Source organism: Chryseobacterium suipulveris, from assembly GCF_022811685.1.
In the GTDB taxonomy this organism is placed as follows: Bacteria; Bacteroidota; Bacteroidia; order Flavobacteriales; family Weeksellaceae; genus Kaistella; species Kaistella suipulveris.
Map to the genome: position 1 here is coordinate 1,393,371 of NZ_CP094532.1, position 24,193 is coordinate 1,417,563.

Below are 24,193 nucleotides of genomic sequence, written 5' to 3' on the forward strand. Positions count from 1 at the left end.
ACCACCAATTGTTATTTAAGAATTGTTTCATTATTCGGTTAAATATGTTACAAAAGTAGAAAATTATTTTTACTGACCAAATTTTTTCAAAAAAAACTTCCCGAAGATTTCGAGATGTTTTTAGGGGTATTTAAACCACCCCGTCAAAAATTTGTAAAAATTTTTGACACCCCTCCAAAGGAGGGGAATTCTAAATCTGGTTAATAATTGTATTTAGCGTCGGACTCGGTCTCATCGCCGCATCCGTCTTCTCGAAATTGGGTTTGTAATAACCGCCAATATCCTGTTGTTTTCCTTGTGCTCCGATTAATTCGTCGTTGATTTTCTGTTCGTTTTCGGACATTGCTGCAGCTACAGGTTTGAACTGTTCTGCAATCTGCGAGTCTGCGGTTTGGTTGGCTAAAGCTTCTGCCCAATACATCGCCAAATAGAAGTGTGAACCTCTGTTGTCGATTCCGCCTACTTTTCTTGCAGGGGATTTATCGGTGGCAAGAAATTTTGCATTCGCTGTATCCAAAGCGTCGGAAAGAACTTTTGCCTTCGCGTTGTTCTGGGTTTGAGCCAAATGTTCCAAAGACGCCTGCAACGCAAGGAATTCTCCTAAGGAATCCCAACGAAGGTAACCTTCCTCGATAAACTGCTCGATGTGTTTCGGCGCAGAACCTCCTGCTCCGGTTTCGAACAAACCGCCGCCGTTCATCAACGGAACGATCGACAACATTTTTGCAGAAGTTCCCAGTTCCAGAATCGGGAACATATCGGTAAGGTAATCCCTCAAAACATTTCCGGAAACAGAAATCGTGTCTTTTCCTTCGCGGCCGCGTTTCAAAGTTTCCAGCATCGCGTCTTTCACATCCATAATGCGGATGTCAAGACCTGTTAAATCATAATTCTGAAGATATTTTTCAACTTTTTTGATGATTTGGGCATCGTGAGCTCTTCCTTTATCCAACCAGAAAATTGCAGGCGTATTCGAAAGCCGCGCTCTGTTCACTGCTAATTTCACCCAATCCTGGATCGGTGCATCCTTCGTTTGACACATTCTAAAGATGTCGTCTTTTTGAACCTTTTGCTCCAATAAAGTAGTGCCGTTTTCGTCTTCTACTTTCACGGTTCCATCAGAAGCGATTTGGAAAGTTTTGTCGTGGGAACCGTATTCTTCAGCTTTCTGTGCCATCAAACCAACGTTTGGAACAGAACCGAAAGTTCTTGGATCGATCGCTCCGTTTTTCTTCATATCGTCGATAATCGCTTCGTAAAAACCGGCATAAGTTCTGTCCGGAATCAGGCAAACGGTATCTTCCTCTTTTCCGTCCTTGTTCCACATTTTTCCGCCGCCGCGAACGAGTGCCGCCATCGAAGCATCCACAATCACATCCGAGGAAACGTGGAAGTTGGTGATTCCTTGGTCAGAATTCACCATCGCGATTCTTGGTCCGTTTTCAATTGCTTTTTCGATATCGGCTTTAATTTCAGCTTCCATCGGAGTTCCCGCGATTTTTTCATAAAGTGTCGCCAAACCGAAATTTGGATTAATGTCGAGTTCGGCAAAAGCATCTTTGTATTTTGCAAAAACGTCTTTAAAATAAGTTTCCACAATCGCTCCGAAAATAATGGGATCGGAAACCTTCATCATCGTGGCTTTCAGGTGTGCAGAAAGAAGCACATTCTTTTCTTTCGCTTCGTCAATTGCGGTTTGTACAAAATATTTCAATGCAGACATATTCATTACTGAAGAGTCGATCACTTCACCTGCTTTCAGTGGAGCATAATCTTTCAAAACCTTTTCTGAACCGTCGTTTCCGTAAAAAACACTTCTGAATTTTCCTTCATTTTCTAGGGTTGTTGAGTTTTCAGTTCCATAAAAATCTCCGTTTTGCATGTGTGCCACAGAAGTTTTCGAATCCGCGTTCCAAACCCCCATTCTGTGTGGGTTGGCTTTAGCGTAATCTTTCACCGATTTCGGTGCGCGTCGGTCGCTGTTTCCTTCTCTTAATACTGGATTCACAGCGCTTCCCAACACTTTGGAATATTTCTGGTTGATCGCTTTCTCCTCGTCGTTTTTAGGTTCTGCAGGATAGTTGGGAACGGCAAAACCTTGCTTCTGAAGTTCGGCAATCGCTTCCTCCAATTGCGGAACGGATGCTGAAATATTCGGAAGTTTAATAATATTGGCTTCCGGCTGCGTTGCCAACTGTCCTAATTCTGCAAGATAATCCGGGATTCTCTGCGCTTCGGTTAAAGCATCCGGGAAGTTTGCCAAGATTCTTCCGGCCAAAGAAATATCCGGAACTGCGATTTCAATTTCAGCAGTTTTGGTGAACGCTTTTACCATTGGTAAAAACGAATGGGTAGCAAGCATTGGTGCTTCATCCGTAAGGGTGTAATAGATTTTTGCCTGTGACATTTATGTTGTATTTTTTAATGAAAATTAAAGAAGTACAAATTTAATCAAAAAAAACGGCAATTTCTTATGGATTTAGGAGATAAAATGAGAGGTTTTAAAATATGATATTTTCAAACTTTTCCTTTGAATTGTGTAAGAGAAGTATGAAGCGGAAATTTTATTTTTGAATTATCTTGAGATAATAAACACAAAAAATAAATATTATGGCAGACAAAAAAAATACTCCTTCAAAAGGAGTGGTAATTGCAATAGGCGTTATTATTGGATTAATTATTTTCTATTTTATCCTGATGGCAATTTTCCCGGATTTGTTTCAGAATCTGAATACAGGCGAAGCGCAACCGGTAACCAATTAAGAATACAGTTTCTGAAGGCTTTCCACCAGGAAAGTCTTTCTTTTTATTGCCGGTGAAACATACATTTTTACATCTTCAGTCTTAAATTTTTCTTTCTGATAAACCGCTGAAGATGATTTCCAGATTCGTTTTTCAATGAGTTCCACCGAACTGATACTGAATTCTCTGATGTGGTGAATAAGTTCGTCTAATTTTTTGGACGGAATTTTCCCAACCGCACTTTCGGGGTGAATTTTGGCGAGAAACAAAACTTCGTTTCTGATGACGTTTCCCACACCCGGAAAAATCTCCTGGTTCATCAGCGCATCACCGATTTTTTTCGCAGGGAGTTTCTCAAGAAGCAGTTGTTTCATTTCATCAGACTCAAAATCTTTTGAAAAAACATCTAACTTCCTGTTGAAATAATCGTCAGCATTTCCATCAATTTTTTTGAGATTCACCACATAAAAATTCACATAATCATCACCAAAGTGAAGCGTGAAACTGGGGTTTACTTTCTTTTTGTCATTAATCAGATACCTGCCGTAAAGTCCGAAATGAACGGTAACAAAGAATTTATTGAACTGAAGAATCAGGTATTTCCCAAAAGTATCAACCTTTAAAAGTTTTTTGCCCGAAATGTCTTCTGCAAAAGGATTTCGGTAGCCGCCGCTTTTGGTGACGGTTTTACCTTCAAATTTTTTGATTTGTTTCTGATGTGCGACGATTGTTGGACCTTCAGGCATTTTTACAGTTTTTCGTTTTCCAGAATTTTCATCACCACCTGTTCCTCTTTGGTAAGTCCTGCTTTCCCGTCGTTGATTTCTATTTCATCCAGTTCATTCAAGTATTTTTCTATGGATGAATTTTCGTAAAGATTGACGATGAGCGGATGAACATAATATTTCCTGCAAACAGTTGCCGTATTTCCAAGGTTTTCCGCGACTTTTTCCAGGGCTGCCTTTACCTTGGATTTGTAATCTTTATCATTTTCGGCAAGTCCGATTTCTTTGAAAGCAATCAGTGCGTTCACCGTTCCGCTCCACGTTCTGAAGTCCTTGGCTGTAAAATCTTCACCGCTGATTTCCTTAATGTAGGAATTCACCATTCCACTGTCCACAGAATGGCGTTTACCTTCGTCGTCATAATACTGAAAAAGTTCTTTTCCTGGAATGTCTTTACAGTTCTGAACGGCTTTTGCAAGCCGGCGGTTTTTCAGATCAATATCGTGATAAACTCCTTTCTTGCCTTTGAATGAGAATTTTATTCGGTCACCTTTTACGTCGATGTGTTTGTCCTTCAACGTCGTTAAGCCAAATGAACCATAAAGCTTTTCATAAACGCTGTTGCCGATTCTGATATTGGTCCGCTCCATCAAACTTACTATCACCGCGAGAACTTTTCTTTCGCCAAGATTTCGTAACGCCAAATCTTGCTCCAACTGTAATCGGATTTTCGGCAGCGCATAACCGAACTGCAGCATTCTGTAAAATTTGGTGTGATTTCGAAGGGCGTTCCAAACAGGATGATACCGGTATTGTTTGCGCTGTTTCGCATCAATTCCTGTGGCCTGAAGATGTCCGTTGTTCAAAGCGCAAATCCACACCTGTTCCCAAGCCGGAGGAATGGCGAGCTTGTTAATCCGTGAAATTTCCTCGGTATCACTAATCCGGACACCATCGAGATAATAATGAAATTTTTTGCCGTATTTTTTACGGGTGATGCCTTCAAATTCCTTGTCGGTCGTGTAAACAAGTTCCACGGCTTTTGCAGATTTCACGGGGTCTTTTAAAATCTTCAGAATTTTTGAAGGTTTTAAAGAAGTAACGATTTCATTCGGCTGTAACTGCATTTATGGGTTCGGTTGATTTAGATAGGTGTGATTTTCAGAAAAATATTCGGTGAGACTTGCATCTACAGTTTCTTTATTCATTGCGTAGAAATTTTCAACATTTTCGTAATCATCACCGGTTCCGTTTGGCGTGAGTAGAATTTCACGCTCAAACTGCTGACCATTCATTTCAAAAGTTACATTTCTCTTGTAAACACCGTTATTTTCTGTGGAAGCGCCAAGTTTCACTATAGAAACCTCGTTTTCCTGTAGTTTAATTTTCATAATATTTTTAATTGTTTGATTTTTTAATTTTAACCGTTTACGATTTCGCCACCATTTGGATGAAGCACCTGTCCGGTAATATAAGATGAGTCTTCCGATGCCAGAAACAGAAAACAGGTGGCAACTTCATTGGTTTCACCTGCGCGTTTCATCGGCGTATCACTTCCAAATTCCGAAACTTTCTTTTTTGAAAAACTTGAAGCAATTAAAGGTGTCCAAATCGGTCCCGGAGCAACGGCGTTAACGCGGATTCCTTTTTCAGCCAGATTTGCGGAAAGGCTTCTTGTGAAAGATAAAACCGCGCCTTTGGTTGCCGAATAATCAATCAGATGTCCGCTTCCGCGATAGGCAGTAACTGAAACTGTGTTGATGATGCAACTGCCTTTTTTCAAGTGCTTCATTGCAAATTTAGTCAACCAGAAAACCGAAAAAACATTAGAGTGAAAAGTGTTCATCAACTGTTCCGTCGTAATATCTTCAAGATTTTTGGCTTCCCAGTGATTGGCAGCGTTATTGACGAGAATGTCAATTTTTCCAAATTCAGCAACGGTTTTTTCAATTACTTTTTTGCAGTGTTTTTCTTTGCCTAAATCACCTTTAATCAAAATGCATTTTTGCCCGAATTTTTCAACTTCCTTTTGGGTGTCTTTAGCGTCCACTGTTTCGCTTAAATATGGAATCGCAACATCACAACCTTTCTGTGCGAAAAGTATGGCAGTTGCCTTGCCAATTCCGCTGTCTCCGCCTGTTATGATAGCGACTTTTCCCTGGAGTTTTCCGCCCGACTGTTTCACAGGTTCACTTTCAGGAACGGGCGTCATTTTTTCTTCAACACCGGGTTTACGCTGCTTCTGTGGCGGACGAACTGCTGTTTTGGATTTTTTCTGCATGATTATTTTTTACCTCTTCCGAATAAGAAAAAAAGCACGCCAACGATGATGACTGCAATGATAATTCCATACCATTTTCCGGCTTCAAACACGGTTCCTACTGCTTCACAACTTGTTAAAGATATTAGCAATACTGCTAAAACTGAATAAATGCTAAATCGTTTCATAATTTTATTTGTTTGGTGTAGAAACACAATATCAAAAATGCAGCCAACGGAATATTAGAGAGAATTTGTGAAAGCGTTGATTATGCTTGAAGGTTGTCGAGCGCTTTCAGCATGTCGATTCCTTTTTTCAGAGTTGGCAAAAACAAATCGCCTTTTTTCTCGATTCTTGAAAGTGCATTTTCGATATTCCAATCGGTTGGTTTTAGGCCTGATTTCACTTCGCTCCATTCCAATGGCATTGAAATTGGTGCACCGTTTTTCGGTCTTAAACTGTAGGCGCTCGCCAAGGTTTGTCCGCGGCGGTTTTGTAGATAATCTAGATAAATTTTGCCTTTATCACGCTTCTGAAGACTGCGTTCCAAAGTGGTAATTTCGGGAAGTGCTTTCTGAACTTGCTGCATCAGGAGATGACCGAAATTTTTAACCTGTTCAAAAGAATACTGGCTTCCCATCGGAATATAAATGTGGATTCCTGAACTGCCGGAAGTTTTGGGATAGCCCTCAATTTTGGCTTTGTCAAGCACTTTTTTTACTTCTTTGGCGGTGGCGATAACGTCTTCAAAAGTATTGTTATCGGAAGGGTCTAGATCAAGAGCTAAATAATCGGGATTTTCAATATTGTCGATTCTGCTTGTCCACACGTTCATTTCGATACAGCCGAGATTGTTCAGGTAGGCAAGTGTCGCCGCATCGTTGCAGATGATGTAATTGATGTATTTATCGTTGCTGTCGGAGTAGATTTTGTGGGTTTCAATCCAGTCGGGAGTTTCGTCGGCAGCATCTTTTTGGTAGAAACTCATTCCGTCAATCCCGTTCGGAAAGCGGTTTAAAGACTGTGCGCGGTTTTTGAGATGCGGTAGAATAAATTCGGCAACGCTCTGATAATACGCCACAACATCACCTTTGGAAACATTGTCTTTTGGGAAATAAATTTTATTCTGATTCGTGAGTTTCACTTCCTGTTTTCCAATTTTGGTTTTGGCCTCGTTTTCTCGTGTGGTTACGGCGGTTTTCACAGGTTTGGTTGACTTTTTTTCCATTGGTTGTTCGGGTGTTTGCTGGTCTTCCTTTAAATCGGAAACTTCCTTGTCTTCCCTTAAATGAAGGAAAACGGGATGCCTGAAAATTCCGTCTTTGGTTTTTTCGGAATATTTTATTTCTGCAATCAGTTCGGGTTTTAACCAAGTAGCTTTTCCGTTGGTTTTCGGCAACGTTTTGAAAGGTGATTTTTCTACAATTAAAGGATGCATTACACCGTAAAGTTCCTTTAAAGTTTTGTCTGAAAATCCTGTTCCGATGTGTCCTGAAAATGTCAGTTCACCATCAATATAATTCCCTAAAATTAAGGAGCCAAAGTGTTTTCTTGATCCTTTAGGTTCGGTAAATCCGCAGATGATGACTTCGTCGGTTTGCTGTGTTTTTATTTTTAACCATTCAGATGAACGGATGCCGTCGCTGTAAGTGCTTTCGGTTTTTTTGGCGATAATTCCCTCGAGTCCCATCTGTTCAGCAAGTCGGAAAAATTCTTTTCCTTTTTCCAAAATATGATCACAGAATTTGATGTTTTCGGTTTCTTTTAAAGCATCTTTCAGCAGTTCCTTCCGTTCGAGATACGTTAAACTTCGGGTTGAATGACCATTCAAAAACAATAAATCAAAAACCTGAAAAATTATTGGGGTATTTGGTTTTTCACCAATATTTTGCAGCCATTGAAAATTCGGTTTTCCCATGTTGTCATAGGCAACCAATTCGCCATCCAAAACCATTTCGTGCTGCTGCAAACCGAGTTGATTGACGATTTTCTTAAATTTTGCTGAAAAGTCCAATCCGTTTCTCGAGTAGAGTTGAATGCCGTCGCGCAAATCTGCAATTGCGCGATAACCATCCCATTTTATTTCAAACGCCCAGTCTTTGCTGTCGAAAGGTTTATTGTCTGAAGGTTTCGCCAGCATCGGCTCGATAAATTTTTTCAGTTTCTTTTCTTTGGAAAGGGCAGGTGCGTAGTTTTTGTAGGATCTTGCTGTATTTTCGGAGACGTCCTTTTCAGATTTTTTTTTTAAAGCTGCTGTAACTTTTGAATTTTCGGAAGTGTTTTCTTCGGCATTGTAAAAATCGGTGGCAAAATCATCTTTGTGTTTGATGAGCAGCCACGACTTCCCATCATCAGAATTTTTAATTTTCACCAAAGCAAATTCACCCTGAAGTTTTTTGCCGTGCATTACGAATTTCAAACTTTCTTTGTGCAGTTCAGCGCGCATTACCAAATCATCTGTTTTTCCCTTTATTTTATTCAAAGGTTCATACCAGCCTTCGTCCCAAATTTCAACTTCGCCTGCTCCGTAATTTCCTTTCGGAATCGTGCCTTCAAAAGTGCGGTAGGAAAAAGGGTGGTCTTCAACCATCATCGCCAAACGTTTGTCCTTCGGATTAAGCGAAGGACCTTTCGGAATCGCCCAACTTTTTAGCACGCCGTCCATTTCCAGACGAAAATCGTAATGCAGATGCGATGCAGCGTGTCTCTGAACCACAAAACGAAGTTTCTCGCCCGAGTTTTCAGGAATTCCTGCAGGTTCGGAGGTTTGTTTGAAGTCGCGCTTTTTGTTGTATTCTTTTAGAGACATTTTGTTTTTTGTTTCTGGTTTCAAGTTTCAGGTTTCAGGTGGTTGCAATGGTTACAGATTGTTGCAGTTGTTGCAATTGTTATACTTGTTACACTCAATTACTCATTCACTCAATCACCGACTCTCCAACTCTCCAACTCACCCACACTCCAACTCAATCACACTCCAACTCAAAAAATCACCCCGCCTGCTTTTTCCCCGCTTCCAGACTTGCTTTCAGCTGTGCCATCAAATCACTTGGAGCGCTTTCTTTAGGTTCTTCTTCTGAGATTTTTACCGTTGCGCCTTTGGCTTTTTGGTTGATGATTTTCATCAAATCATCGTGATAGGTGTCTTTGAATTTCTCGGGTGTGAAGTCAGTGGCGAGTTGTTTGATCAGACTCTCCGCCATTTTGAGTTCTTCTTCCTTTGGATTTTTTCCTGCGGGAATATTCAAGTCGTCATATTTCCTAAGTTCTTCAGGAAAACGCATTCGGTTGACCATCAGGATTTTGTCTTCGTAAGGTCGTACCAAACAAAGAATCTCTTTTTCACGTAGAATAAAAGTTCCGATTCCTGCCATTTTGGTTTTTACCAAAGATTTCAGCAGTAGTTTATACGCTTCTTCACCATTTTTCTGCGGTTCTAGGAAATAGGGCGTTTCAAAATAAGCGGGATCGATTTCGTCGTGTTTCACAAACTGTTTCACCGACAAGATTTTTGATTTTTCGGGAGCAACGGCTTCGAAATCTTCTTTTTCCAGCACGATATATTTGTCGTCCATTTTATAGCCCTTCACTATATTTTCGTAGGCGACTTCTTTACCCGTTTTCTCGTTGACCCGTTTGAATTTGATATTGCTAAAATCTTTGCTGTCGAGCATATCGAGATCAAGCGTGCTTTCTTCGGATGCCGAGTACAGTTTTATGGGAATATTTACAAGACCAAAGCCAATGGCGCCGCTCCAGATTGCTCTCATAATTTTATTTTTTTAAAGGGTGGAAATAGAACATCAAAAATTGTGACAAATCCTTTCCACAGATAAATTTATGAATTATTTAACCTACCGTTACAAATAATTAAGGATAAAAATGTCTATTTTTGAAAATAACATTTAACTACAAAATATTATGGCAAATATCACATTAAAAGGGAATGCTGTGAACACTATTGGTAACCTCCCTGAAAACGGTTTATCGGTAAAAGATTTCGCTTTGGTAAATGAAAAACTGGAGGTGAAAACCTTGGCTGATTACGACGGAAAAAAGAAAATTTTCAACATCTTTCCAAGTATTGATACCGGTGTTTGTGCGGCTTCTGCAAGAAAATTCAACGAAAGGGCAGGAGAGTTGGATAATACTGTGGTCATCAATGTTTCCAAAGATTTACCTTTTGCTTTGGGCAGATTTTGTGCAGCAGAAGGTCTGAATAACGTCGAGACACTTTCCGATTTCCGCGGAAGTTTCGGCGACGATTACGGAGTTGCAATTACCGACGGACCGATGAAGGGACTTTTGAGCCGTGCAGTTATCGTAACCGACGAAAACGACCAAGTTATATACACCGAACAGGTTCCAGAAATCACTAACGAACCCAATTACGAAGCGGCTTTGAACGCATTGAAGTAGATTCAAAAAAAATAACAATACTCGTAACTTTGTCAAACTTCAATGATTTGGCAAAGTTTTTTTAATTCAAGAATAAATGAAACGCTCAGGATCTGCAACATTACCGCTACATTACGGCTACGTTCCACAGTGGCTTTATGAGCGTATGTCCAAATTGGGACTTGCAGTGTTTGAAGTGATTTTGGCAGATTACGGAAAAGACGAAGTCATCCACAGAATGAGCGATCCGTTTTGGTTCCAGTGTTTTGGAGCGGTGATGGGAATGGATTGGCATTCGTCGGGAGTTACAACTTCCGTGATGGGTGCGCTGAAAAGAGCAGTGAATCCAAGATCCAGAGAATTGGGAATTTATATCGCGGGTGGGAAAGGAAAGTTTTCAAAAGAAACTCCAAACGAACTGCTGAAGATTTCCGAAACTACCGGTCTCAATGGAAATGAACTGATTCGTGCGAGTAAACTTTCCGCAAAGGTTGACAATACCGCCATTCAGGACGGATACCAATTGTACACCCACAATTTCTTGCTGAGCGACGAGGGAAATTGGGCGGTCATTCAACAGGGAATGAACGTGCAGGACAAAACCGCACGACGCTACCATTGGCATTCCGAAAATCTAAAATCCTATGTTGATGAGCCACACACAGGGATTTCTGGAATCAACCAAGGCGAAATTCTTAACCTTACTTCTCACGGCGCAGCAGAAAACAGAAATGGAATTTTGGAGATTTCGCACGAAGCTCCTGAAAAAATTATGAAGGACATTTCTTTAATTCTTCCTTCACATCACGATGTTCAGGCAAGTGACGTCAATTTGAAGCGACTCGGAGCAATGTTGGCAATGACTCGCGAAATGCAACCTGAAAATTTTGAGGATTTATTGTTATTAAAAGGAGTTGGGCCAAGAACAATGCAGAGTTTGGCTTTGGTTTCAGAAGTGATTCATGGAGCGCCGTCCAGGTTTCAGGATCCTGCAAGATTTTCATTTGCACACGGTGGAAAGGATGGACATCCGTTTCCGGTCCCGATTAAGATTTATGATGAAACGATAAACATTCTGCAAAAAGGCATCGAAAAATCCAAACTCGAAAATAGCGACAAATTGAAATCGGTGGAAAAACTGCATTCCATCATTACCAAAGCGGAAGAAAACTTCACTCCCGATTTCGATATTCAAAATGTCATTACGGAAGAAAGGAAAAACTCGTGGAAAAACGGTGGTAAAACAGTTTTTTGGGATGCGAAACCACCAAAGAATGACCGCCTAAAAAATGGGGGAATTCAGTTGTCGCTGTTTTAGATTTCTTTCAAGAAAAGCAAAAAAAATAGTTGTAATTTGGCTTCTTTCGATTAAATTTGAGAGAAGTTTCCAACGATGTCCGAAGTCCTTAAATTCGTCTATCAACACCCGTTAATTTCTGAAGCCGATTTGGATAAAATCGCTTCACAGCATCATTTGGTGCAATTCAAAAAGAACGAATTCCTGCTGAAAGAAGGAGAAACTGCCGACGAATATTATATCTTAACCGAAGGTTTGGTGCGCGCATTTGTTCATGATTACGACAATAATGAAATTACTACCGAATTTTTTGTGGAAAATGATATTGTGATTATTCCGTCGTCGCTTTTTCAGAAAGTTGCTTCGCAGGAGAATCTGCAGGCGGTTACAGACTGTAGACTTTTGAAAATTCAGTATGATGATTTTCAGGAATTGTTCCACCAAATCGAGGGTTTCCGCGAATGGGGACGGCTTTGGTTTTCGTACCAGGTTTTTACAATGAAGCAGCGTTCTTTGGATGTGGTCATGAAAACCGCATCAGAAAGATATTTGAAGCTGATGAAAGAAAAACCTCAAATAATTCAGAATGTACCGCTCAAACAGATCGCCTCCTATTTGGGGATTACGGATACTTCTTTGAGCAGAATCAGAAGAGAAATTATGCAGACCTAACAGGTTTCAAAAACCTGTTAGGTCTTGTTTTGTCAATCAAACTAAATAAAATAATTTAAAAAAATGATTAACGTTACCGTTTCATATACTGTCAAAAAAGATTTTGTTGAAACAAACAAAATATTTCAACATTTTTAAACGACTTCAAAAATCTCGATCAGAACCGTTTTTCGTATCGGATTTTGCTAAAAGATGATGGCATTACCTTCGTTCATATTTCCAAGTATTCTGATGAGGAGATTCAGACTGAACTTTTAAATACTGCTTCGTTTCTTGAATTTCAAAAACAATGCGATGAAAGCGGGCTAAACGGTTCACACAAAGTTGAAATCCTTGAGTTCATTGGCGAATCAGGTAGTTTTTAGAATAAATTATTCAGACCTAACAGGTTTCAAAAACCTGTTAGGTCTCCAAAAAAAATATAATTATGGCAAAGACATTTGAAAAAGCAACACTTCTTAATTTCAGGAAGATGATTGATTATTCCGACGGTGGAGTAGTAAGCAAACAAATAATGAAAAATGAGGCGGGAAACATTACCCTGTTCTCTTTCGACCAAGGAGAAGGTCTGAGTGAACATTCCACTCCGTACGATGCATTGGTGGAAGTGATCGAAGGTAGGGTAGAAATCACTATAGGTGGCGAAAAACACACTGTTTCCGAAGGCGAGTCGATCATTATGCCCGCAACGATTCCGCACGCTTTGCATGGTGTTGAAAGATTCAAAATGTTGCTTACGATGATCAAGGGATAAATTTCTTGCCATAAGACAAGTGGTTTTGTTTGCATTTCGTTCTAAATTTGTTTTAAAGTTTTAGAGCAATGAAAGCAACCGCACACGAATTTTTAAAAATTCAACTCGATTTTAACAACTCCGTTATTTCGAAAAACATTTCGGGCATCATTCACGAAGAATCTATGGTTTTTCCTAATGGTGAGGTAAACTGCATGAACTGGGTTTTCGGTCACCTTATTTTTGTCCGAAACACGATGATTCAGATTTTGGGTGGTGAAAAAGTGTGGAACGATGATGAATTTTCGTTTTATGCAAGAGGCGAGAAACCTCTTTTACATCAGGAAAAATTCCCCGATTTTGAAACTTTGAAATCCTATTTCAAAGACACGGAGAACGAACTCAACCACGTTTTAGCGAAAACAGAAAACATCAAAGCCGAGAATCTTGAAGATTTGGCTGCATTGATGCTGCACGAAATTTATCATAGCGGACAAATCGGTTATCTGCGAAGGATTTTGGGAAAAGAGGGAACGATCAAGTAGCGTTAAATTTTTGCTAATTAAAAATTCGTTAACAAAAACAGCGGCTGACTTTCGCTATTTTTAGTAAACCAAAACAGAATAATATGGATAACAAACAAATCGCAAAACAGTTTATCGACAACCTTTTTGTAGATAACGACAAAGCTTACGAAGTCGTGGCAGAAGACGTTCGCGTCAATTGGCCAGGTTTCGGAATGGAGGACATTGTGGGAAAGCAAAACCTTCGGAATTTCTTGGATAACGGCGGTCCCGACAAAGTAATCTCGCAGAAAATCAACAATCTTATCTGTGAAAACAACACCGTAATCGGTGACGGAACTATTGTGACAGAAAGAAATGGGAAAAAGGAAACCTCACATTTTGCTGATGTTTACACCATAGAAAACGGAAAAATCACCCACTTGAACTCCTATATGGTGATGGATAAAAACAACGAATCTCAACCTTGACCTTAACCTTTACCTCTTTTATTATGAAACTCAACCCTTATCTCAACTTCGACGGAACCTGCGAAGAAGCGTTCAATTTTTACAAAAAAGTGTTCAAAACAGAGTTCAACCAGTTTGGAATCATGCGTTTTGGCGATCTGCCTCCACAGGAAGGAGTGCCGCCGTGTCCCGATGAAATCAAGGATCGCGTGATGCACGTCGGAATTAATTTTGGCGACCAAATGTTGATGGGAAGCGACATTATGCCAGGATTCGGAAACAGGCCTTTTCAAATCGGCGACAACAATTACGTGAGCATCCATCCCGATTCGCGTGAAGAAGCCGACCGAATCTTCAAAGAGCTTTCCGAAAACGGCGAAGTTGAAATGCCGATGCAGGATCAGTTCTGGGGCGATTATTTCGGAAGTCTCCGCGATCAGTTCGGCACTAACTGGATGATTAACTTTAACGCAAACTATAAATAGCAATGGAAAATACGCACTTCAACGTCTCGATGTGGTTCGAGATCTATGTTCAGGATATGGACAGAGCGCAGAGGTTTTATGAGGAAGTTCTGCAGATTAAGATGACGCCGATGTCGGATCCTACCGACGAAAGCATGAAAATGGTAGGGTTTCCTTCACCGAATTCGATGGAGAAAATGTTTCCCGGTTCATCCGGAAGTTTAGTGCAGATGCATGGTGTTCCAAGTGGCGGAAATTCAACTATTGTCTATTTCGGTTGCGAAGATTGCAGTGTTGAAGAAGCAAGGGTGGAAAATGCCGGAGGAAAAATCTTCAAGCCAAAAATGTCGATCGGTGAGTACGGTTTTATGTCGCTGGTTACCGACACTGAAGGGAATATGATCGGTTTGCATTCGATGAAGTAAAGTTAACGAACAAAAAGACCTAACAAGTTTCCAAAACTTGTTAGGTCTCTTTATGGCAAAAAATAAAATTTTCTTTATCATCAAACCAAGAAAGAACTTCCGCTCTCGCTAAAAGAGTTGGATTTTCGCTGACAATGGTGCGGTAAGAAGAATACCTGTAACGCTCCAAATCATTTGTTATACCGTGTTTTTTTGGATTTTTATGAATGTAAATTAAACTTTCACGCAAGTATTTTTCTTCGGTAATTCTTTTTCTACCAAAATGTTCCTGAGATAAACTTCCTCTTCTGTCATACTGTTTATTAATGGATTTTGTATAAGAGTTGAACATGTTGGCGAAATGTTGAAAGATTTTTTTCTTACGCAAATCTTCATGAATGTCATTTTCATCTTTTATCCAACCAAGAGGTGAAAATGGTTTTTCATTAGACAGTAAGCATATATTTCGCATACTGGAAGAAGATACTATTAATTATAGTAAAACCGCAAAACCTAACAAGTTTTTAAAACTTGTTAGGTTTCATCACCCATCACTCATCACTTATGGAACCAATCAAAATCGACATCACCATTTTAGAACCCGTTCAGAAAGTTTGGGATTACTTCAATGGTCCGAAACATATTGTCAATTGGAATTTTGCCCACGAATCGTGGCATTGTCCGGACGCCGAAAACGATCTTAAAGTCGGTGGCAAACTTAAAACCAGAATGGAAGCCAAAGACGGGAGTTTAGGTTTCGATTTCGTGGGAGTTTATGACGAAATCGTTCCAATGAAACTGATTAAATATCATTTGGAAGACGGCAGAAAAGTCGAAATACGGTTTGAGGAAATTGATCCCACAACAACAAAGGTTACCGAAATCTTCGATCCCGAAGCTTCGAATTCTATCGAGATGCAGCGCGACGGTTGGTACGCGATTCTGGACAATTTCCATAAGTATGTAGAGAATAACTAACGGATTCCCCGAATCCGAAAATATTCCGTAATTTTAGGGGAAATTTAATAGTTATGACCGACCCGATTACGATCAAGATCACGATTCTTCAACCTGTACACAAGGTTTGGGATTATTTCTATAACCCGAAACATATCGTTAAATGGAATTTTCCGACCACCAACTGGCATTGTCCGAAAGCGGAAAGTGATTTTCAGGAAGGTGGAAGATTTAATTACCGACTGGAGTACAAAGACAAGAGTTTTGGCTACAATTTTTCTGGCTATATCGATGAAATTGAGGTTTTGAAATATGTGAAAAGCCATTTGGACGACGGTCGGAAAGTGGAAGTTCATTTCAATAAAATTGATGACAATACCACCGAAATTATCGAAATCTTTGAACCCGAAATCCAGAACAGCCGCGAAATGCAGCGTGTTGGTTGGTACGCAATCCTTGACCGATTCCATAAGTACGTGGAGAAGCATTAGGATTAAATCGCAAGATCAGGATAAAACCGATGAAAATCCAGAGACTAAAAACAGGCGACGCTTCTAAAATGATGAAGTTGTCGGCATTGTTCAAAGACGTTTTTGAACTGGATCACACTGAACCTGCTTCAGAAAACCATTTGGAGCGGCTTCTGAAAAATGAAAATTCGATCTACTTGGCTGCCGAGGAAAATGGTGAGATTGTAGGAGGACTTTCCGCTTTTTTATGTCTTTTGTTCATGGGAATTCCGAGGTGTTTGTTTACGATTTGGCGGTGGTTAATCACTTGCAAAGACGCGGAATCGGAACACGCTTACTGGGAAACTCAAAGAGATTTCACAAGAAACGAATGCAGACGGAATACTGATCCCTGCGGAAAATGAGGACGATCATGCGATAAAGTTTTATCAAAAAACCGGTGGTGATCCTAAAACGAGGTAACACTGTTCTGGTACGAACTGAAATGACAGCAACAGAAAAACACATTAATTGTTTTCCGAAGGATGTTCAGGAAATCCTTCGCAGAATTAGAACAATTTTTTTGGAGGAAGTTCCTGATGCAACTAAGATAATCATGGTTGTAGGTTTGTTCATTTTTACATCCTGCCAAAAAACTGAAGCTGTAAAAGAGCAAAACACTGAACCTACGAGAACTGAAGAAAGCTTGCCGCCAGTACAAAAGCCGACAACCTACAAACAATTCAGCGGTGCGTGGTTCGATATAGAATATCCATCAAATTTCAAAGCTGAAAATTCTCAGAAATCTTCAACCAATTCCGAAGGTTTCGACAGTGCGGTTTTCACTTCGCCCGATGGAAAAGTTCAGTTTTATGTGTTCTCTCCGCAATGGAGCGGGAATCCATTGGATATAAAAGTGACTTCATGTGAAAAAATAATTGAAACCTCCCAACAAAAAGAAAACGACATTTTTGTGAAAAGATGGACAGTTGCAGCCGATGACGGAACTTATTTTCGTTCCTACGAAGAAACCGCAGAAACGCTCAGCAATATCAACAAAGTTTTTGGAATTAAATATGCCTCAAAAGCTGATTTAGAAAAATACAGAGAAGAATATCTTCATTTCAAAAAGTCGCTGAAACAGTATGCGGACTGAAAGCGATATTCTTCACCTAAACCTCAATTTCAATTTATGAACAACGATATTTTCCCGTGTCTTTGGTACGACGGAGACGCGAAGCAATCAGCAGAATTCTACTGCCAAGTTTTTGATGGAAAAATTACGGTCGATACGCCGATGGTGATCAACCTCGATCTTTTTGGTCAGCGAATAATGCTTTTGAACGGAGGTCCGCATTTTCAGAAAAATGCGTCGATCTCGTTTATGGTTTTGTGTGAAACTGAAGCGGAAGTTGAAAAATATTGGAAACTACTTTGTGACGGTGGAATAGTGCTGATGGAACTTGGCGAATATCCGTGGAGTAAGAAATATGGCTGGGTTCGCGATAAATTCGGGGTGACTTGGCAAGTTTATCTGGGCGAAAAAAAAGACGATCAGAAAATTATCCCAACATTGATGTACATCCATAAGAACAATGGGAAAGCGATGGAGGCGATGGAATTGTACACCAAAATTTTCCCGAATTCGAAGATTGGCGGAGTGCTGAAATACGGTCAAGGTGTCGGAAACGAAACCCACGAAGTTCCCGAAAATGTGCAGCACGCAGATTTCGAAATCGATGGATTTACAATGTTCTGTATGGACAATTCTTATGACCACCAATTTGATTTCAGCGAGGGAATCTCGATTGTGGTGATGACCGATAACCAGGAGGAAACGGATCATTTGTGGAATTCTTTAACTGCCGATGGTGGCGAAGAATCGATGTGCGGTTGGCTGAAAGACAAGTTCGGCGTAAGTTGGCAAATCACTCCGAAACGTTTATTGGAACTGATGAACGATTTCGAGGATACGGAACGTGCGCAAAGAGTTTTTCAGGCAATGCTGAAAATGCGCAAAATTGTGATTGCGGATTTGGAAAGTGCTTACAAATCATAATTAATCAACCACAAAAGGAACAAAAGCTTTATGTCAAATAATGATTATGTTGAACTAAAGCAAGCTAAAAGGACGCAAAAGTTTAAAAAAATTGAAGATTTTTTCTTTTGTTTTCTTCAATAAACAATAATTTGAGTTAAATAAATTATTGTTTTAAGCAGCATTCTTTTGTGACTTTTATGGTTAATTTTTTTGCAAGTATTAGAGCGCAAAATCGCGATCGCCGATTTGGAGACGGCTTATAATGCTAAGTGACAATACAATATTTGCTAATTCCTTAATCTCTTAGAGCCTGTTTAAATTTTACCAAATAAATCTGAATTTGTTTTCCCCAACCCTAAAAGGAGCACATTCAGGTTTATTTGGAAGGAAATTTCCCTCCCTTTAGGGACGGGGTAAAGAAAATTTCCGATATAATTTTTTTTTGAATAAAATTTAAACAAGCTCTTAATTTCTTAATCCCTTAATTATTAATATGAAATATTTAGAATATCAAACCCAAATCAACGCCACTCCCGAAAAGATTTGGGAAACGTTGACTAAGAATGAACATTACACCCAATGGACGAATGGAAACCGTTTTGAAGGCAATTGGGAAACAGGAAGCGAAATGAAATTTTTCGATCCGAAGAATAACGGAATGTACAGCGAAGTAGTAACCAATCTTCCAAAGCAGGAATTGAAGATGAAACATCTCGGCTGGATTTACGATGGGAAATTGGATCCGCAAGATTTTGGCGGTTCAGATGTTGCTTATCTTTTAGAACCGATAGAAAACGGAACTGTTCTAAGAGGAAAAGTAAATTCAATGGATGAATTTGAAGATTTTTATAACAGTTATTTCCCAAATATTTTTCAAAAAATCAAGGAGATTTCTGAAGGATAGTTTTTCAACTTTGCCAAAGATTTCAACTTTGGCAAAGTTTTTTCCGAACGAGAAACTGATAATTCTTTCTAGCCCCGATTGTAACGATTACCCCGCAGCAAGCCCTTCGGCAAGCTCAAGGACAAGCTTTGGGAAAAGCGTTGGCGCGAGGAGTAAAAGTGGAAAGCGGGACCGAAATCTCAGAGAAGCGAAAATTTTGTTGCTCCTAAGAAATATTTTGATAAAGTTTTAAAGTAAAATAATATTTCGCTCGTCATACCCAGTATGGAACTGGAATTAACCCATATGCCACAACATGAAAAGGACAGCATTATCGCACAAACCGTGAAAAATTACGGCGGGAAACTGATGTCCTTCATTCGGCCGAAAGTGCGCACTACCGAGGATGCGGAAGATATTCTGCAGGAGGTGTGGTACCAGTTCAGCAACCTGACCAATATTGGCGACATTGCGAATATCGGCGTTTGGCTTTACAGGGTTTCGAACAATAAAATCATCGATAAATACAGAAAGAAAACGACGGAAAACCTTGAGGATTTCGTGTATGAAGATGACGACGGAAGTTTTTCGGTAAAGGATATTCTGCTTTTGGATGATTCTGAAAACCCGGAACTTCTGGCATTTCGGGAAGAGGTTTGGAAGCAGCTTTTCGCCGCACTTGACGAGCTGCCCGAAAAACAGCGGCTCGCTTTTGTTGAGACCGAAATCGAAGGCAAAAAACTACAGGAGATTGCCGACGAACAAGGCGAAAATATTAAAACCATCATCAGCCGAAAAAATTATGCGGTGAAGCATTTGCGGAAGAGGATGGCTGGTTTGTACAAAGATTTGAAAGAGTAAGGTTATGAATAATAGATTTAAAGCAAAAATTGCACTGTTTGTTTTGGGCGGAATCGCAATGTTCTTTGCGGTGACGGGAATTGTGATGTTGCTCTGGAATTTGTTGCTGCCCGAAATTTTGGGAGTTAAGCCGATTAATTTTTGGCAGGCGATGGGAATTCTGGTTCTAAGCAAAATCCTTTTTGGCGGTTTCGGCGGTAAAGGCGGAAAAGGTTGGAAGGGAAAGGAAAAACTCCGACAGTTTAAGGAAGAACACTGCAACCCCATGAGTGACGAGGAAAAGGAACGGCTGAAAGAAATCTGGAAGAAACGCTGCGAACAAGGAGGTTTCTTCAGGAAAAACCAATAAGGCGGACAGTTTTTGTTCGCTTTTTTTTGGCTGAAAGACCTTAGAGAATTATTGGTTTTTCTCGCAGAGACCGCGGATTGCACAGATTTATGGGGATGAAAAAAAACGAAAATTTGCGAAGCTCCGTAGGAGCTTAAAGTTTGTAGAGAATCAACGGCCAAGTTTGGTGCGCTCCGTAGGAGCGCAATCTAAATTCCAATTATGGGAATCGTTTTCGCGCAGTAAGATATTCAAGGCCATTCGTGCATTAGTGGCAAAAAATTCTTCACAGTTCGTTGCAAAACAATCTGCACAATCCGCGCAATCTGCGAGCGAAACTATCGCAAAGATTTTGTCTCCGCTAAAGCGGATTGATGAAGCGAATGCTTAATCAGCGGATTGATCCGCAATCTTTGCTTTCTGAAATTAAATGCTATAAATGAAGACTTTGCGTTTTTTTTTGGATGATTATTAATTCACTAAAAACTCTCGCAGATACCGCGGATTGCACAGATTTATGGGGATGAAAAAAAACGAAAATTTGCGAAGCTCCGTAGGAGCTTAAAGTTTGTAGAGAATCAACGGCCAAGTTTGGTGCGCTCCGTAGGAGCGCAATGTCAAATAACATTTCAAGAATCGCATTTCTGTATAAACATTTTAAAACCATTCGTGAATTTGTGGCAAAAAAATCATTGCAATTCGCGGCAAAAAAGAATCAAAATAATTAAAGTAAATCCAGCTCCTCTTCGTCTTAACTAAAAGCAATATTGTAAAACGTAAAATTTAAAATTTAAGAAAATGAAAAATTCAGGTTTAAAAGGTGCATTAGGTGCACTTGCTGTAGTAGGAGTAGCTTTGGCTGCGAAAAAGATTTCCGAAAGAAGAAAATTTATGAAAGGAATCTTTGAGGAATACGATATCAAGGAAAGAAACCCTTTCGGTTTTGCCGACAAAATCCGCGAATTGGATGACGAAAAATACGCGGAGCTGAAAGAGAAATTCAGAAACGAGTTTGCTTCTAAATGTTGCAGAAAAAGCAGCTGCTGCAAAACGGAAGCTTAAAAAATCCCCTAACTAATCACTTTTGTGCGGGACGAAGAAATTCGCTCCGTTTTTTTTGGATTTTGGAAAGGTGTTTGTATCGAACAAAATTATTGATACCTTTACTCAAAACGAAAGCGGTGAGAATCAGTTATTTATTTTTTTTATGGCTTCTATTTTCCTGTCAGAAAAACCACGAACCAGTGAGCAAAGTTTCTATGCCAACTCATCCAAATCCTGAAGTTGCAGAAGAAATTGCCTACGGAAAGGAACTTATTCTCCACACTTCTGATTTTTTTGGTCCGAAAGGAAGTATTGCCAGAACTTCAAACGGGATGAATTGCACTAACTGTCATCTTGATGCAGGAACCGTCGATTATGGGAACAATTATAGAGCTGTTTTTGCTAACTATTCGAAGTTCCTTGAAAGAAGCGGTACATTAGAAAATCTCGAAAAAAGAATCAACGACTGTTTTCAGCGGAGCTTGAACGGTGATTCGTTGAGAAGTGGCAGCAAAGAATTGCGGTCGATGGTTTCCTATATCAATTTTGTTGGAAATGATGTTCCGAAAAACACGGTTCCAAAAGGAAGCGGGATCTATAAGTTGAAACTTCTTGACCAAGCTGCAGATCCGAAAAAAGGTCATAAAGTCTATACCGATAACTGTATGCGTTGTCATGGTGAAAATGGTGAAGGTTCGCTCAGCGGCGGCTATTCTGCGGATTATTTTGAGGTTCCGCCACTTTGGGGAAATGAATCCTTCAACACTTCGGCTGATTTGAACAGGATTATTAACCTCGCCGGATTTATTTACACCAATATGCCGCACAAAATTGCAAGCTCAAAAGAACCTGTGCTTACGCAGGAAGAGGCGTGGAATGTCGCGGCATACATTATTTCTAAACCACGCCCCCAAAAATTTTTCAAAGAAGATTGGCCAAATCTGAAAACAAAACCTGTCGATTACGCTTTCGGACCTTTTGCCGATGATTTTTCAGAAAACCAGCATCGATACGGTCCGTTTCAACCGATTATCGATTTTAGGAAAAAGAATCACTGACGTTGAGCATCGATTTTATGGAGAATGTAACCCTGTTTTTGGTAGGAAGTAAGCGCGGTTTTTGCGGAAAATGCCTCTTTCACGTCCTCTGTAAAATCTGAAAGTTTCCATCCTTGCCAAGTCATACTTTGTCCGCACACGACAAATTTCGCCCCCTTGCTTTGCAGCTGTTTGATGAGTGCCAGATTCGGATTGTCAACCTTGTATTTTTTCTTGTAGTTGTCGTTGTTCATCAGAATGTCCATCGCGTAACTGTGCAAAACATAAACGGGTTTATTTCTATCCGTTGGAATTCCAGAACCTGCGTGCAGATTAAGGATTCTCGTGGTTTCCACTAAAAAGTAATTTTCATTTTTATAGGCGGTTTCCTTGTCGCTTTTCCAATTGAAATCGGTGAGCTCGAAAAGGAGTTTGTAATCTTTAGTTAAATCGGGGAAATCATTTACTTCCTTTGGTTTGGTAACGGATGCCCACAAAGAGCCCGTAATAAACGGTTGCGAATATTCAGGAATATATCCTTTCACAATTGGTTGTCCGATTTCCAAGGTTTTTTCGGTAAACTGTTTCGCCAGTTCGAACGAAAGCAATGAACCTGCATCTTTAAAAGAAATAGAATCACTTTTTTTTAGCGTAAGTTTTTCTACAAACTCATCTTTTTGTTTGGCGAGTTCCTTAACTATTTTTGGGTCGAAAAAATACATCGCGCCCATCGTTCTGTCGGATTCAGGTTTCGACTTAAAGTCTTTTGCGAATTCCTCCGTAAATTTCTTGCGGAAAGTGTCGCCACCATTAGGATCTGCCTTCATCGCTTTTGCGTAGGAAACGAACGGGAAGTACAATTTCGGGAATTTTTCGTTGGCGGCATATTTTACCATTCCGTCATAATTTTTTGCAGGAGTAGGACTTCTGTCGCATCGTTCCCATATTTGCCATTTTTTTCGTCAATGGAATAGGGAGCCATCGCATCGATCAGTTTCGGCAAACTTGCTTTGTAGAGTTCACTGTTATTGAAAGCCGCGATGGGAAAATAAAATTTAAGGTTGTCCTTGTTCGCATCCACTTTCGATTGGGAAAAGCAGTTCAGTCCCATTAAGAGAAAGAAAGTCAATAATAATTTGATTTTCATAGCATTAAAATTTATTTTAATCAAAGTTAAATTATTTTTTTGCGAGGTAGTAAGCGTTTTTAACCCATTTTATCTTCATTTTAAAAAGATTAATTTTGTCGGGCAAAAAAAATCGTGTGAAAGATTACTATTACTTTCTTGGTGTTAAAGACAATGCTTCCGATGAGGAAATCAAAAAGGCATACCGAAAACTGTCTTTAAAATACCATCCCGATAAAAATCCCGGAGACGTTTTTTTTGAGCAGCGGTTCCGCGAAGTTCAGGAAGCTTACGAAATGTTGAGTGAACCCGAAAAGCGCAGGATTTATGATGAAAATCTCGCTAATCAGCAGCGAAGTTACCGCCCACATTTTCCGCCGTCGATTAAGAGTTTTACTTCGAATACAATCCGTGCAAAAAAAGGAGAGGAGGTCATCATCAACTGGAATACCCAGAATGCGGATGTTGTGAAAATCCTTCCTTTCGGTTTAGAAAAAGGATATGGCGAAAGGATTTTCCGCATTACCGAATTCAAGGAAGGAAAATTTCACCTGCTTCTTCACGCAACCAATACTTTGCTGAACAAAACTGTAGTTCAGGGAATTACCATTACCGAGACTTTTGAAAATGAAAAAGAACAGCTGAAAAGTGATGTTCAGGATTTCTTCAAACCCCAAAAACCTTCGAGAATGAATCCAGGAGGTCAGTCGCGCGGATTGAGAATTGTGTTGGCGGTACTGTTTTTCATTATCGCAATCCTGCTTTTAATTAAGACGTTTTCGGGGAATTAGCAAAGAGTTTG

At 39.9% G+C, this 24,193-nt stretch carries 31 protein-coding genes; 20 read left to right on the forward strand and 11 right to left on the reverse strand.

The genetic code is table 11. The annotated features are described in order from the left end of the window. Positions 1 to 190 precede the first annotated feature (190 nt). The gene (locus MTP09_RS06640) at positions 191 to 2,407 is read right to left on the reverse strand and encodes an NADP-dependent isocitrate dehydrogenase (RefSeq protein ID WP_243551343.1); all 2,217 of its coding nucleotides are present in this window, start codon (positions 2,405 to 2,407) and stop codon (positions 191 to 193) included. Positions 2,408 to 2,610: 203 nt separating this feature from the next. Here MTP09_RS06640 and MTP09_RS06645 point away from each other — a divergent pair, with 203 nt between their 5' ends. Further along, the gene (locus MTP09_RS06645; protein ID WP_243551345.1) at positions 2,611 to 2,763 is read left to right on the forward strand and encodes a hypothetical protein; all 153 of its coding nucleotides are present in this window, start codon (positions 2,611 to 2,613) and stop codon (positions 2,761 to 2,763) included. Here the strand turns inward: MTP09_RS06645 and MTP09_RS06650 are convergent. The 7 genes from MTP09_RS06650 to ku all read right to left on the reverse strand — a co-directional run bounded on the left by MTP09_RS06650 (position 2,760) and on the right by ku (position 9,494). Continuing rightward, a complete protein-coding gene (locus MTP09_RS06650) occupies positions 2,760 to 3,488 on the reverse strand; it encodes a DNA-formamidopyrimidine glycosylase family protein (RefSeq protein ID WP_243551347.1) in 729 nt (242 codons plus the stop codon). The two genes, MTP09_RS06645 and MTP09_RS06650, sit on opposite strands and share 4 nt — an antisense overlap. A 2-nt stretch (positions 3,489 to 3,490) precedes the next feature. Continuing rightward, the gene (locus tag MTP09_RS06655) at positions 3,491 to 4,594 is read right to left on the reverse strand and encodes a DNA topoisomerase IB (protein ID WP_243551349.1); all 1,104 of its coding nucleotides are present in this window, start codon (positions 4,592 to 4,594) and stop codon (positions 3,491 to 3,493) included. Next, positions 4,595 to 4,858: a hypothetical protein gene (locus MTP09_RS06660; protein WP_243551351.1), complete on the reverse strand. Its 264-nt coding sequence runs from the start codon at positions 4,856 to 4,858 to the stop codon at positions 4,595 to 4,597. A 29-nt stretch (positions 4,859 to 4,887) separates the two neighbouring features. Next, positions 4,888 to 5,748, reverse strand: coding sequence for an SDR family oxidoreductase (locus tag MTP09_RS06665; protein ID WP_243551353.1), 861 nt, complete (start codon positions 5,746 to 5,748; stop codon positions 4,888 to 4,890). 2 nt (positions 5,749 to 5,750) lie between these two features. Continuing rightward, on the reverse strand, positions 5,751 to 5,915 hold the full coding sequence (locus MTP09_RS06670; protein WP_243551355.1) for a phosphatidate cytidylyltransferase: 165 nt from the start codon (positions 5,913 to 5,915) through the stop codon (positions 5,751 to 5,753). An 80-nt stretch (positions 5,916 to 5,995) separates the two neighbouring features. Beyond that, positions 5,996 to 8,536, reverse strand: coding sequence for a DNA ligase D (ligD, locus tag MTP09_RS06675; RefSeq protein WP_243551357.1), 2,541 nt, complete (start codon positions 8,534 to 8,536; stop codon positions 5,996 to 5,998). 178 nt (positions 8,537 to 8,714) lie between these two features. Then, positions 8,715 to 9,494, reverse strand: a complete 780-nt coding sequence (gene ku, locus MTP09_RS06680) for a non-homologous end joining protein Ku (RefSeq protein ID WP_243551360.1) — start codon at positions 9,492 to 9,494, stop codon at positions 8,715 to 8,717. Positions 9,495 to 9,645: 151 nt separating this feature from the next. Between ku and tpx the strand changes: the two genes are divergently transcribed. The 8 genes from tpx (at position 9,646) to MTP09_RS06720 (ending at position 14,686) form a co-directional block, all read left to right on the forward strand. Next, complete coding sequence (gene tpx / locus MTP09_RS06685; RefSeq protein ID WP_243551362.1) at positions 9,646 to 10,143, forward strand: thiol peroxidase; 498 nt, start codon at positions 9,646 to 9,648, stop codon at positions 10,141 to 10,143. A 76-nt stretch (positions 10,144 to 10,219) separates the two neighbouring features. Then, positions 10,220 to 11,440, forward strand: a complete 1,221-nt coding sequence (locus MTP09_RS06690) for a DUF763 domain-containing protein (RefSeq protein WP_243551364.1) — start codon at positions 10,220 to 10,222, stop codon at positions 11,438 to 11,440. Positions 11,441 to 11,515: 75 nt separating this feature from the next. Continuing rightward, the gene (locus MTP09_RS06695; protein WP_243551366.1) at positions 11,516 to 12,091 is read left to right on the forward strand and encodes a Crp/Fnr family transcriptional regulator; all 576 of its coding nucleotides are present in this window, start codon (positions 11,516 to 11,518) and stop codon (positions 12,089 to 12,091) included. A 427-nt stretch (positions 12,092 to 12,518) separates the two neighbouring features. Then, complete coding sequence (locus tag MTP09_RS06700) at positions 12,519 to 12,845, forward strand: cupin domain-containing protein (protein WP_243551368.1); 327 nt, start codon at positions 12,519 to 12,521, stop codon at positions 12,843 to 12,845. 68 nt (positions 12,846 to 12,913) lie between these two features. Then, entirely contained in the window at positions 12,914 to 13,369 is a 456-nt protein-coding gene (locus tag MTP09_RS06705; RefSeq protein ID WP_243551370.1) for a DinB family protein, read from the forward strand. 83 nt (positions 13,370 to 13,452) lie between these two features. Further along, positions 13,453 to 13,818, forward strand: a complete 366-nt coding sequence (locus MTP09_RS06710; RefSeq protein WP_243551372.1) for a nuclear transport factor 2 family protein — start codon at positions 13,453 to 13,455, stop codon at positions 13,816 to 13,818. 20 nt (positions 13,819 to 13,838) lie between these two features. Further along, positions 13,839 to 14,282, forward strand: coding sequence for a VOC family protein (locus tag MTP09_RS06715; protein ID WP_243551611.1), 444 nt, complete (start codon positions 13,839 to 13,841; stop codon positions 14,280 to 14,282). Positions 14,283 to 14,284: 2 nt separating this feature from the next. After that, complete coding sequence (locus tag MTP09_RS06720) at positions 14,285 to 14,686, forward strand: VOC family protein (RefSeq protein WP_243551374.1); 402 nt, start codon at positions 14,285 to 14,287, stop codon at positions 14,684 to 14,686. Between the two features lie 40 nt (positions 14,687 to 14,726). Here the strand turns inward: MTP09_RS06720 and MTP09_RS06725 are convergent, their stop codons facing one another. Then, positions 14,727 to 15,137 (reverse strand): hypothetical protein, encoded by a 411-nt coding sequence (locus MTP09_RS06725; RefSeq protein WP_243551376.1) that lies wholly within the window; start codon positions 15,135 to 15,137, stop codon positions 14,727 to 14,729. A 92-nt stretch (positions 15,138 to 15,229) separates the two neighbouring features. Here MTP09_RS06725 and MTP09_RS06730 point away from each other — a divergent pair, with 92 nt between their 5' ends. The 10 genes from MTP09_RS06730 (at position 15,230) to MTP09_RS06775 (ending at position 22,286) form a co-directional block, all read left to right on the forward strand. Beyond that, positions 15,230 to 15,643 carry an SRPBCC family protein gene (locus tag MTP09_RS06730; RefSeq protein ID WP_243551378.1) on the forward strand — a complete coding sequence of 138 codons (414 nt, stop codon included), beginning with the start codon at positions 15,230 to 15,232 and terminating at the stop codon, positions 15,641 to 15,643. Positions 15,644 to 15,696: 53 nt separating this feature from the next. Continuing rightward, positions 15,697 to 16,113 carry an SRPBCC domain-containing protein gene (locus MTP09_RS06735; RefSeq protein ID WP_243551380.1) on the forward strand — a complete coding sequence of 139 codons (417 nt, stop codon included), beginning with the start codon at positions 15,697 to 15,699 and terminating at the stop codon, positions 16,111 to 16,113. A gap of 29 nt (positions 16,114 to 16,142) precedes the next feature. After that, on the forward strand, positions 16,143 to 16,496 hold the full coding sequence (locus MTP09_RS06740; protein WP_243551382.1) for a hypothetical protein: 354 nt from the start codon (positions 16,143 to 16,145) through the stop codon (positions 16,494 to 16,496). 80 nt (positions 16,497 to 16,576) lie between these two features. Beyond that, positions 16,577 to 17,227, forward strand: coding sequence for a hypothetical protein (locus MTP09_RS06745; protein ID WP_243551384.1), 651 nt, complete (start codon positions 16,577 to 16,579; stop codon positions 17,225 to 17,227). Between the two features lie 36 nt (positions 17,228 to 17,263). Beyond that, positions 17,264 to 18,130, forward strand: a complete 867-nt coding sequence (locus MTP09_RS06750) for a VOC family protein (RefSeq protein ID WP_243551386.1) — start codon at positions 17,264 to 17,266, stop codon at positions 18,128 to 18,130. 475 nt (positions 18,131 to 18,605) lie between these two features. Next, positions 18,606 to 19,016, forward strand: coding sequence for an SRPBCC domain-containing protein (locus MTP09_RS06755; protein ID WP_243551388.1), 411 nt, complete (start codon positions 18,606 to 18,608; stop codon positions 19,014 to 19,016). Between the two features lie 264 nt (positions 19,017 to 19,280). Continuing rightward, the gene (locus tag MTP09_RS06760) at positions 19,281 to 19,856 is read left to right on the forward strand and encodes an RNA polymerase sigma factor (protein WP_243551389.1); all 576 of its coding nucleotides are present in this window, start codon (positions 19,281 to 19,283) and stop codon (positions 19,854 to 19,856) included. A gap of 4 nt (positions 19,857 to 19,860) precedes the next feature. Then, positions 19,861 to 20,205 (forward strand): hypothetical protein, encoded by a 345-nt coding sequence (locus MTP09_RS06765; protein WP_243551391.1) that lies wholly within the window; start codon positions 19,861 to 19,863, stop codon positions 20,203 to 20,205. Positions 20,206 to 20,982: 777 nt separating this feature from the next. Then, entirely contained in the window at positions 20,983 to 21,246 is a 264-nt protein-coding gene (locus MTP09_RS06770) for a hypothetical protein (RefSeq protein WP_243551393.1), read from the forward strand. A gap of 182 nt (positions 21,247 to 21,428) precedes the next feature. Further along, entirely contained in the window at positions 21,429 to 22,286 is an 858-nt protein-coding gene (locus MTP09_RS06775; RefSeq protein WP_243551395.1) for a c-type cytochrome, read from the forward strand. Here MTP09_RS06775 and MTP09_RS06780 read toward each other — a convergent pair. Beyond that, the gene (locus tag MTP09_RS06780) at positions 22,280 to 23,161 is read right to left on the reverse strand and encodes a DsrE family protein (protein WP_243551397.1); all 882 of its coding nucleotides are present in this window, start codon (positions 23,159 to 23,161) and stop codon (positions 22,280 to 22,282) included. The genes MTP09_RS06775 and MTP09_RS06780 overlap by 7 nt on opposite strands. After that, a complete protein-coding gene (locus MTP09_RS06785; protein WP_243551399.1) occupies positions 23,155 to 23,412 on the reverse strand; it encodes a hypothetical protein in 258 nt (85 codons plus the stop codon). Before MTP09_RS06785 ends, MTP09_RS06780 begins: the two co-directional genes overlap by 7 nt. Positions 23,413 to 23,528: 116 nt before the next feature. On the opposite strand from MTP09_RS06785, the gene MTP09_RS06790 reads away from it, so the two are divergent. Next, positions 23,529 to 24,182 carry a J domain-containing protein gene (locus tag MTP09_RS06790; protein WP_243551401.1) on the forward strand — a complete coding sequence of 218 codons (654 nt, stop codon included), beginning with the start codon at positions 23,529 to 23,531 and terminating at the stop codon, positions 24,180 to 24,182. Positions 24,183 to 24,193 lie beyond the last annotated feature (11 nt).

Bases quoted from the DNA above. Each gene is read 5' to 3' on its own strand.
- MTP09_RS06640 (WP_243551343.1), bottom strand. From the start codon at position 2,407: ATGTCACAGGCAAAAATCTATTACACCCTTACGGATGAAGCACCAATG.
- MTP09_RS06645 (WP_243551345.1), top strand. From the start codon at position 2,611: ATGGCAGACAAAAAAAATACTCCTTCAAAAGGAGTGGTAATTGCAATA.
- MTP09_RS06650 (WP_243551347.1), bottom strand. From the start codon at position 3,488: ATGCCTGAAGGTCCAACAATCGTCGCACATCAGAAACAAATCAAAAAA.
- MTP09_RS06655 (WP_243551349.1), bottom strand. From the start codon at position 4,594: ATGCAGTTACAGCCGAATGAAATCGTTACTTCTTTAAAACCTTCAAAA.
- MTP09_RS06660 (WP_243551351.1), bottom strand. From the start codon at position 4,858: ATGAAAATTAAACTACAGGAAAACGAGGTTTCTATAGTGAAACTTGGC.
- MTP09_RS06665 (WP_243551353.1), bottom strand. From the start codon at position 5,748: ATGCAGAAAAAATCCAAAACAGCAGTTCGTCCGCCACAGAAGCAGCGT.
- MTP09_RS06670 (WP_243551355.1), bottom strand. From the start codon at position 5,915: ATGAAACGATTTAGCATTTATTCAGTTTTAGCAGTATTGCTAATATCT.
- ligD (WP_243551357.1), bottom strand. From the start codon at position 8,536: ATGTCTCTAAAAGAATACAACAAAAAGCGCGACTTCAAACAAACCTCC.
- ku (WP_243551360.1), bottom strand. From the start codon at position 9,494: ATGAGAGCAATCTGGAGCGGCGCCATTGGCTTTGGTCTTGTAAATATT.
- tpx (WP_243551362.1), top strand. From the start codon at position 9,646: ATGGCAAATATCACATTAAAAGGGAATGCTGTGAACACTATTGGTAAC.
- MTP09_RS06690 (WP_243551364.1), top strand. From the start codon at position 10,220: ATGAAACGCTCAGGATCTGCAACATTACCGCTACATTACGGCTACGTT.
- MTP09_RS06695 (WP_243551366.1), top strand. From the start codon at position 11,516: ATGTCCGAAGTCCTTAAATTCGTCTATCAACACCCGTTAATTTCTGAA.
- MTP09_RS06700 (WP_243551368.1), top strand. From the start codon at position 12,519: ATGGCAAAGACATTTGAAAAAGCAACACTTCTTAATTTCAGGAAGATG.
- MTP09_RS06705 (WP_243551370.1), top strand. From the start codon at position 12,914: ATGAAAGCAACCGCACACGAATTTTTAAAAATTCAACTCGATTTTAAC.
- MTP09_RS06710 (WP_243551372.1), top strand. From the start codon at position 13,453: ATGGATAACAAACAAATCGCAAAACAGTTTATCGACAACCTTTTTGTA.
- MTP09_RS06720 (WP_243551374.1), top strand. From the start codon at position 14,285: ATGGAAAATACGCACTTCAACGTCTCGATGTGGTTCGAGATCTATGTT.
- MTP09_RS06725 (WP_243551376.1), bottom strand. From the start codon at position 15,137: ATGCGAAATATATGCTTACTGTCTAATGAAAAACCATTTTCACCTCTT.
- MTP09_RS06730 (WP_243551378.1), top strand. From the start codon at position 15,230: ATGGAACCAATCAAAATCGACATCACCATTTTAGAACCCGTTCAGAAA.
- MTP09_RS06735 (WP_243551380.1), top strand. From the start codon at position 15,697: ATGACCGACCCGATTACGATCAAGATCACGATTCTTCAACCTGTACAC.
- MTP09_RS06740 (WP_243551382.1), top strand. From the start codon at position 16,143: ATGAAAATCCAGAGACTAAAAACAGGCGACGCTTCTAAAATGATGAAG.
- MTP09_RS06745 (WP_243551384.1), top strand. From the start codon at position 16,577: ATGACAGCAACAGAAAAACACATTAATTGTTTTCCGAAGGATGTTCAG.
- MTP09_RS06750 (WP_243551386.1), top strand. From the start codon at position 17,264: ATGAACAACGATATTTTCCCGTGTCTTTGGTACGACGGAGACGCGAAG.
- MTP09_RS06755 (WP_243551388.1), top strand. From the start codon at position 18,606: ATGAAATATTTAGAATATCAAACCCAAATCAACGCCACTCCCGAAAAG.
- MTP09_RS06760 (WP_243551389.1), top strand. From the start codon at position 19,281: ATGGAACTGGAATTAACCCATATGCCACAACATGAAAAGGACAGCATT.
- MTP09_RS06765 (WP_243551391.1), top strand. From the start codon at position 19,861: ATGAATAATAGATTTAAAGCAAAAATTGCACTGTTTGTTTTGGGCGGA.
- MTP09_RS06770 (WP_243551393.1), top strand. From the start codon at position 20,983: ATGAAAAATTCAGGTTTAAAAGGTGCATTAGGTGCACTTGCTGTAGTA.
- MTP09_RS06780 (WP_243551397.1), bottom strand. From the start codon at position 23,161: ATGGTAAAATATGCCGCCAACGAAAAATTCCCGAAATTGTACTTCCCG.
- MTP09_RS06785 (WP_243551399.1), bottom strand. From the start codon at position 23,412: ATGAAAATCAAATTATTATTGACTTTCTTTCTCTTAATGGGACTGAAC.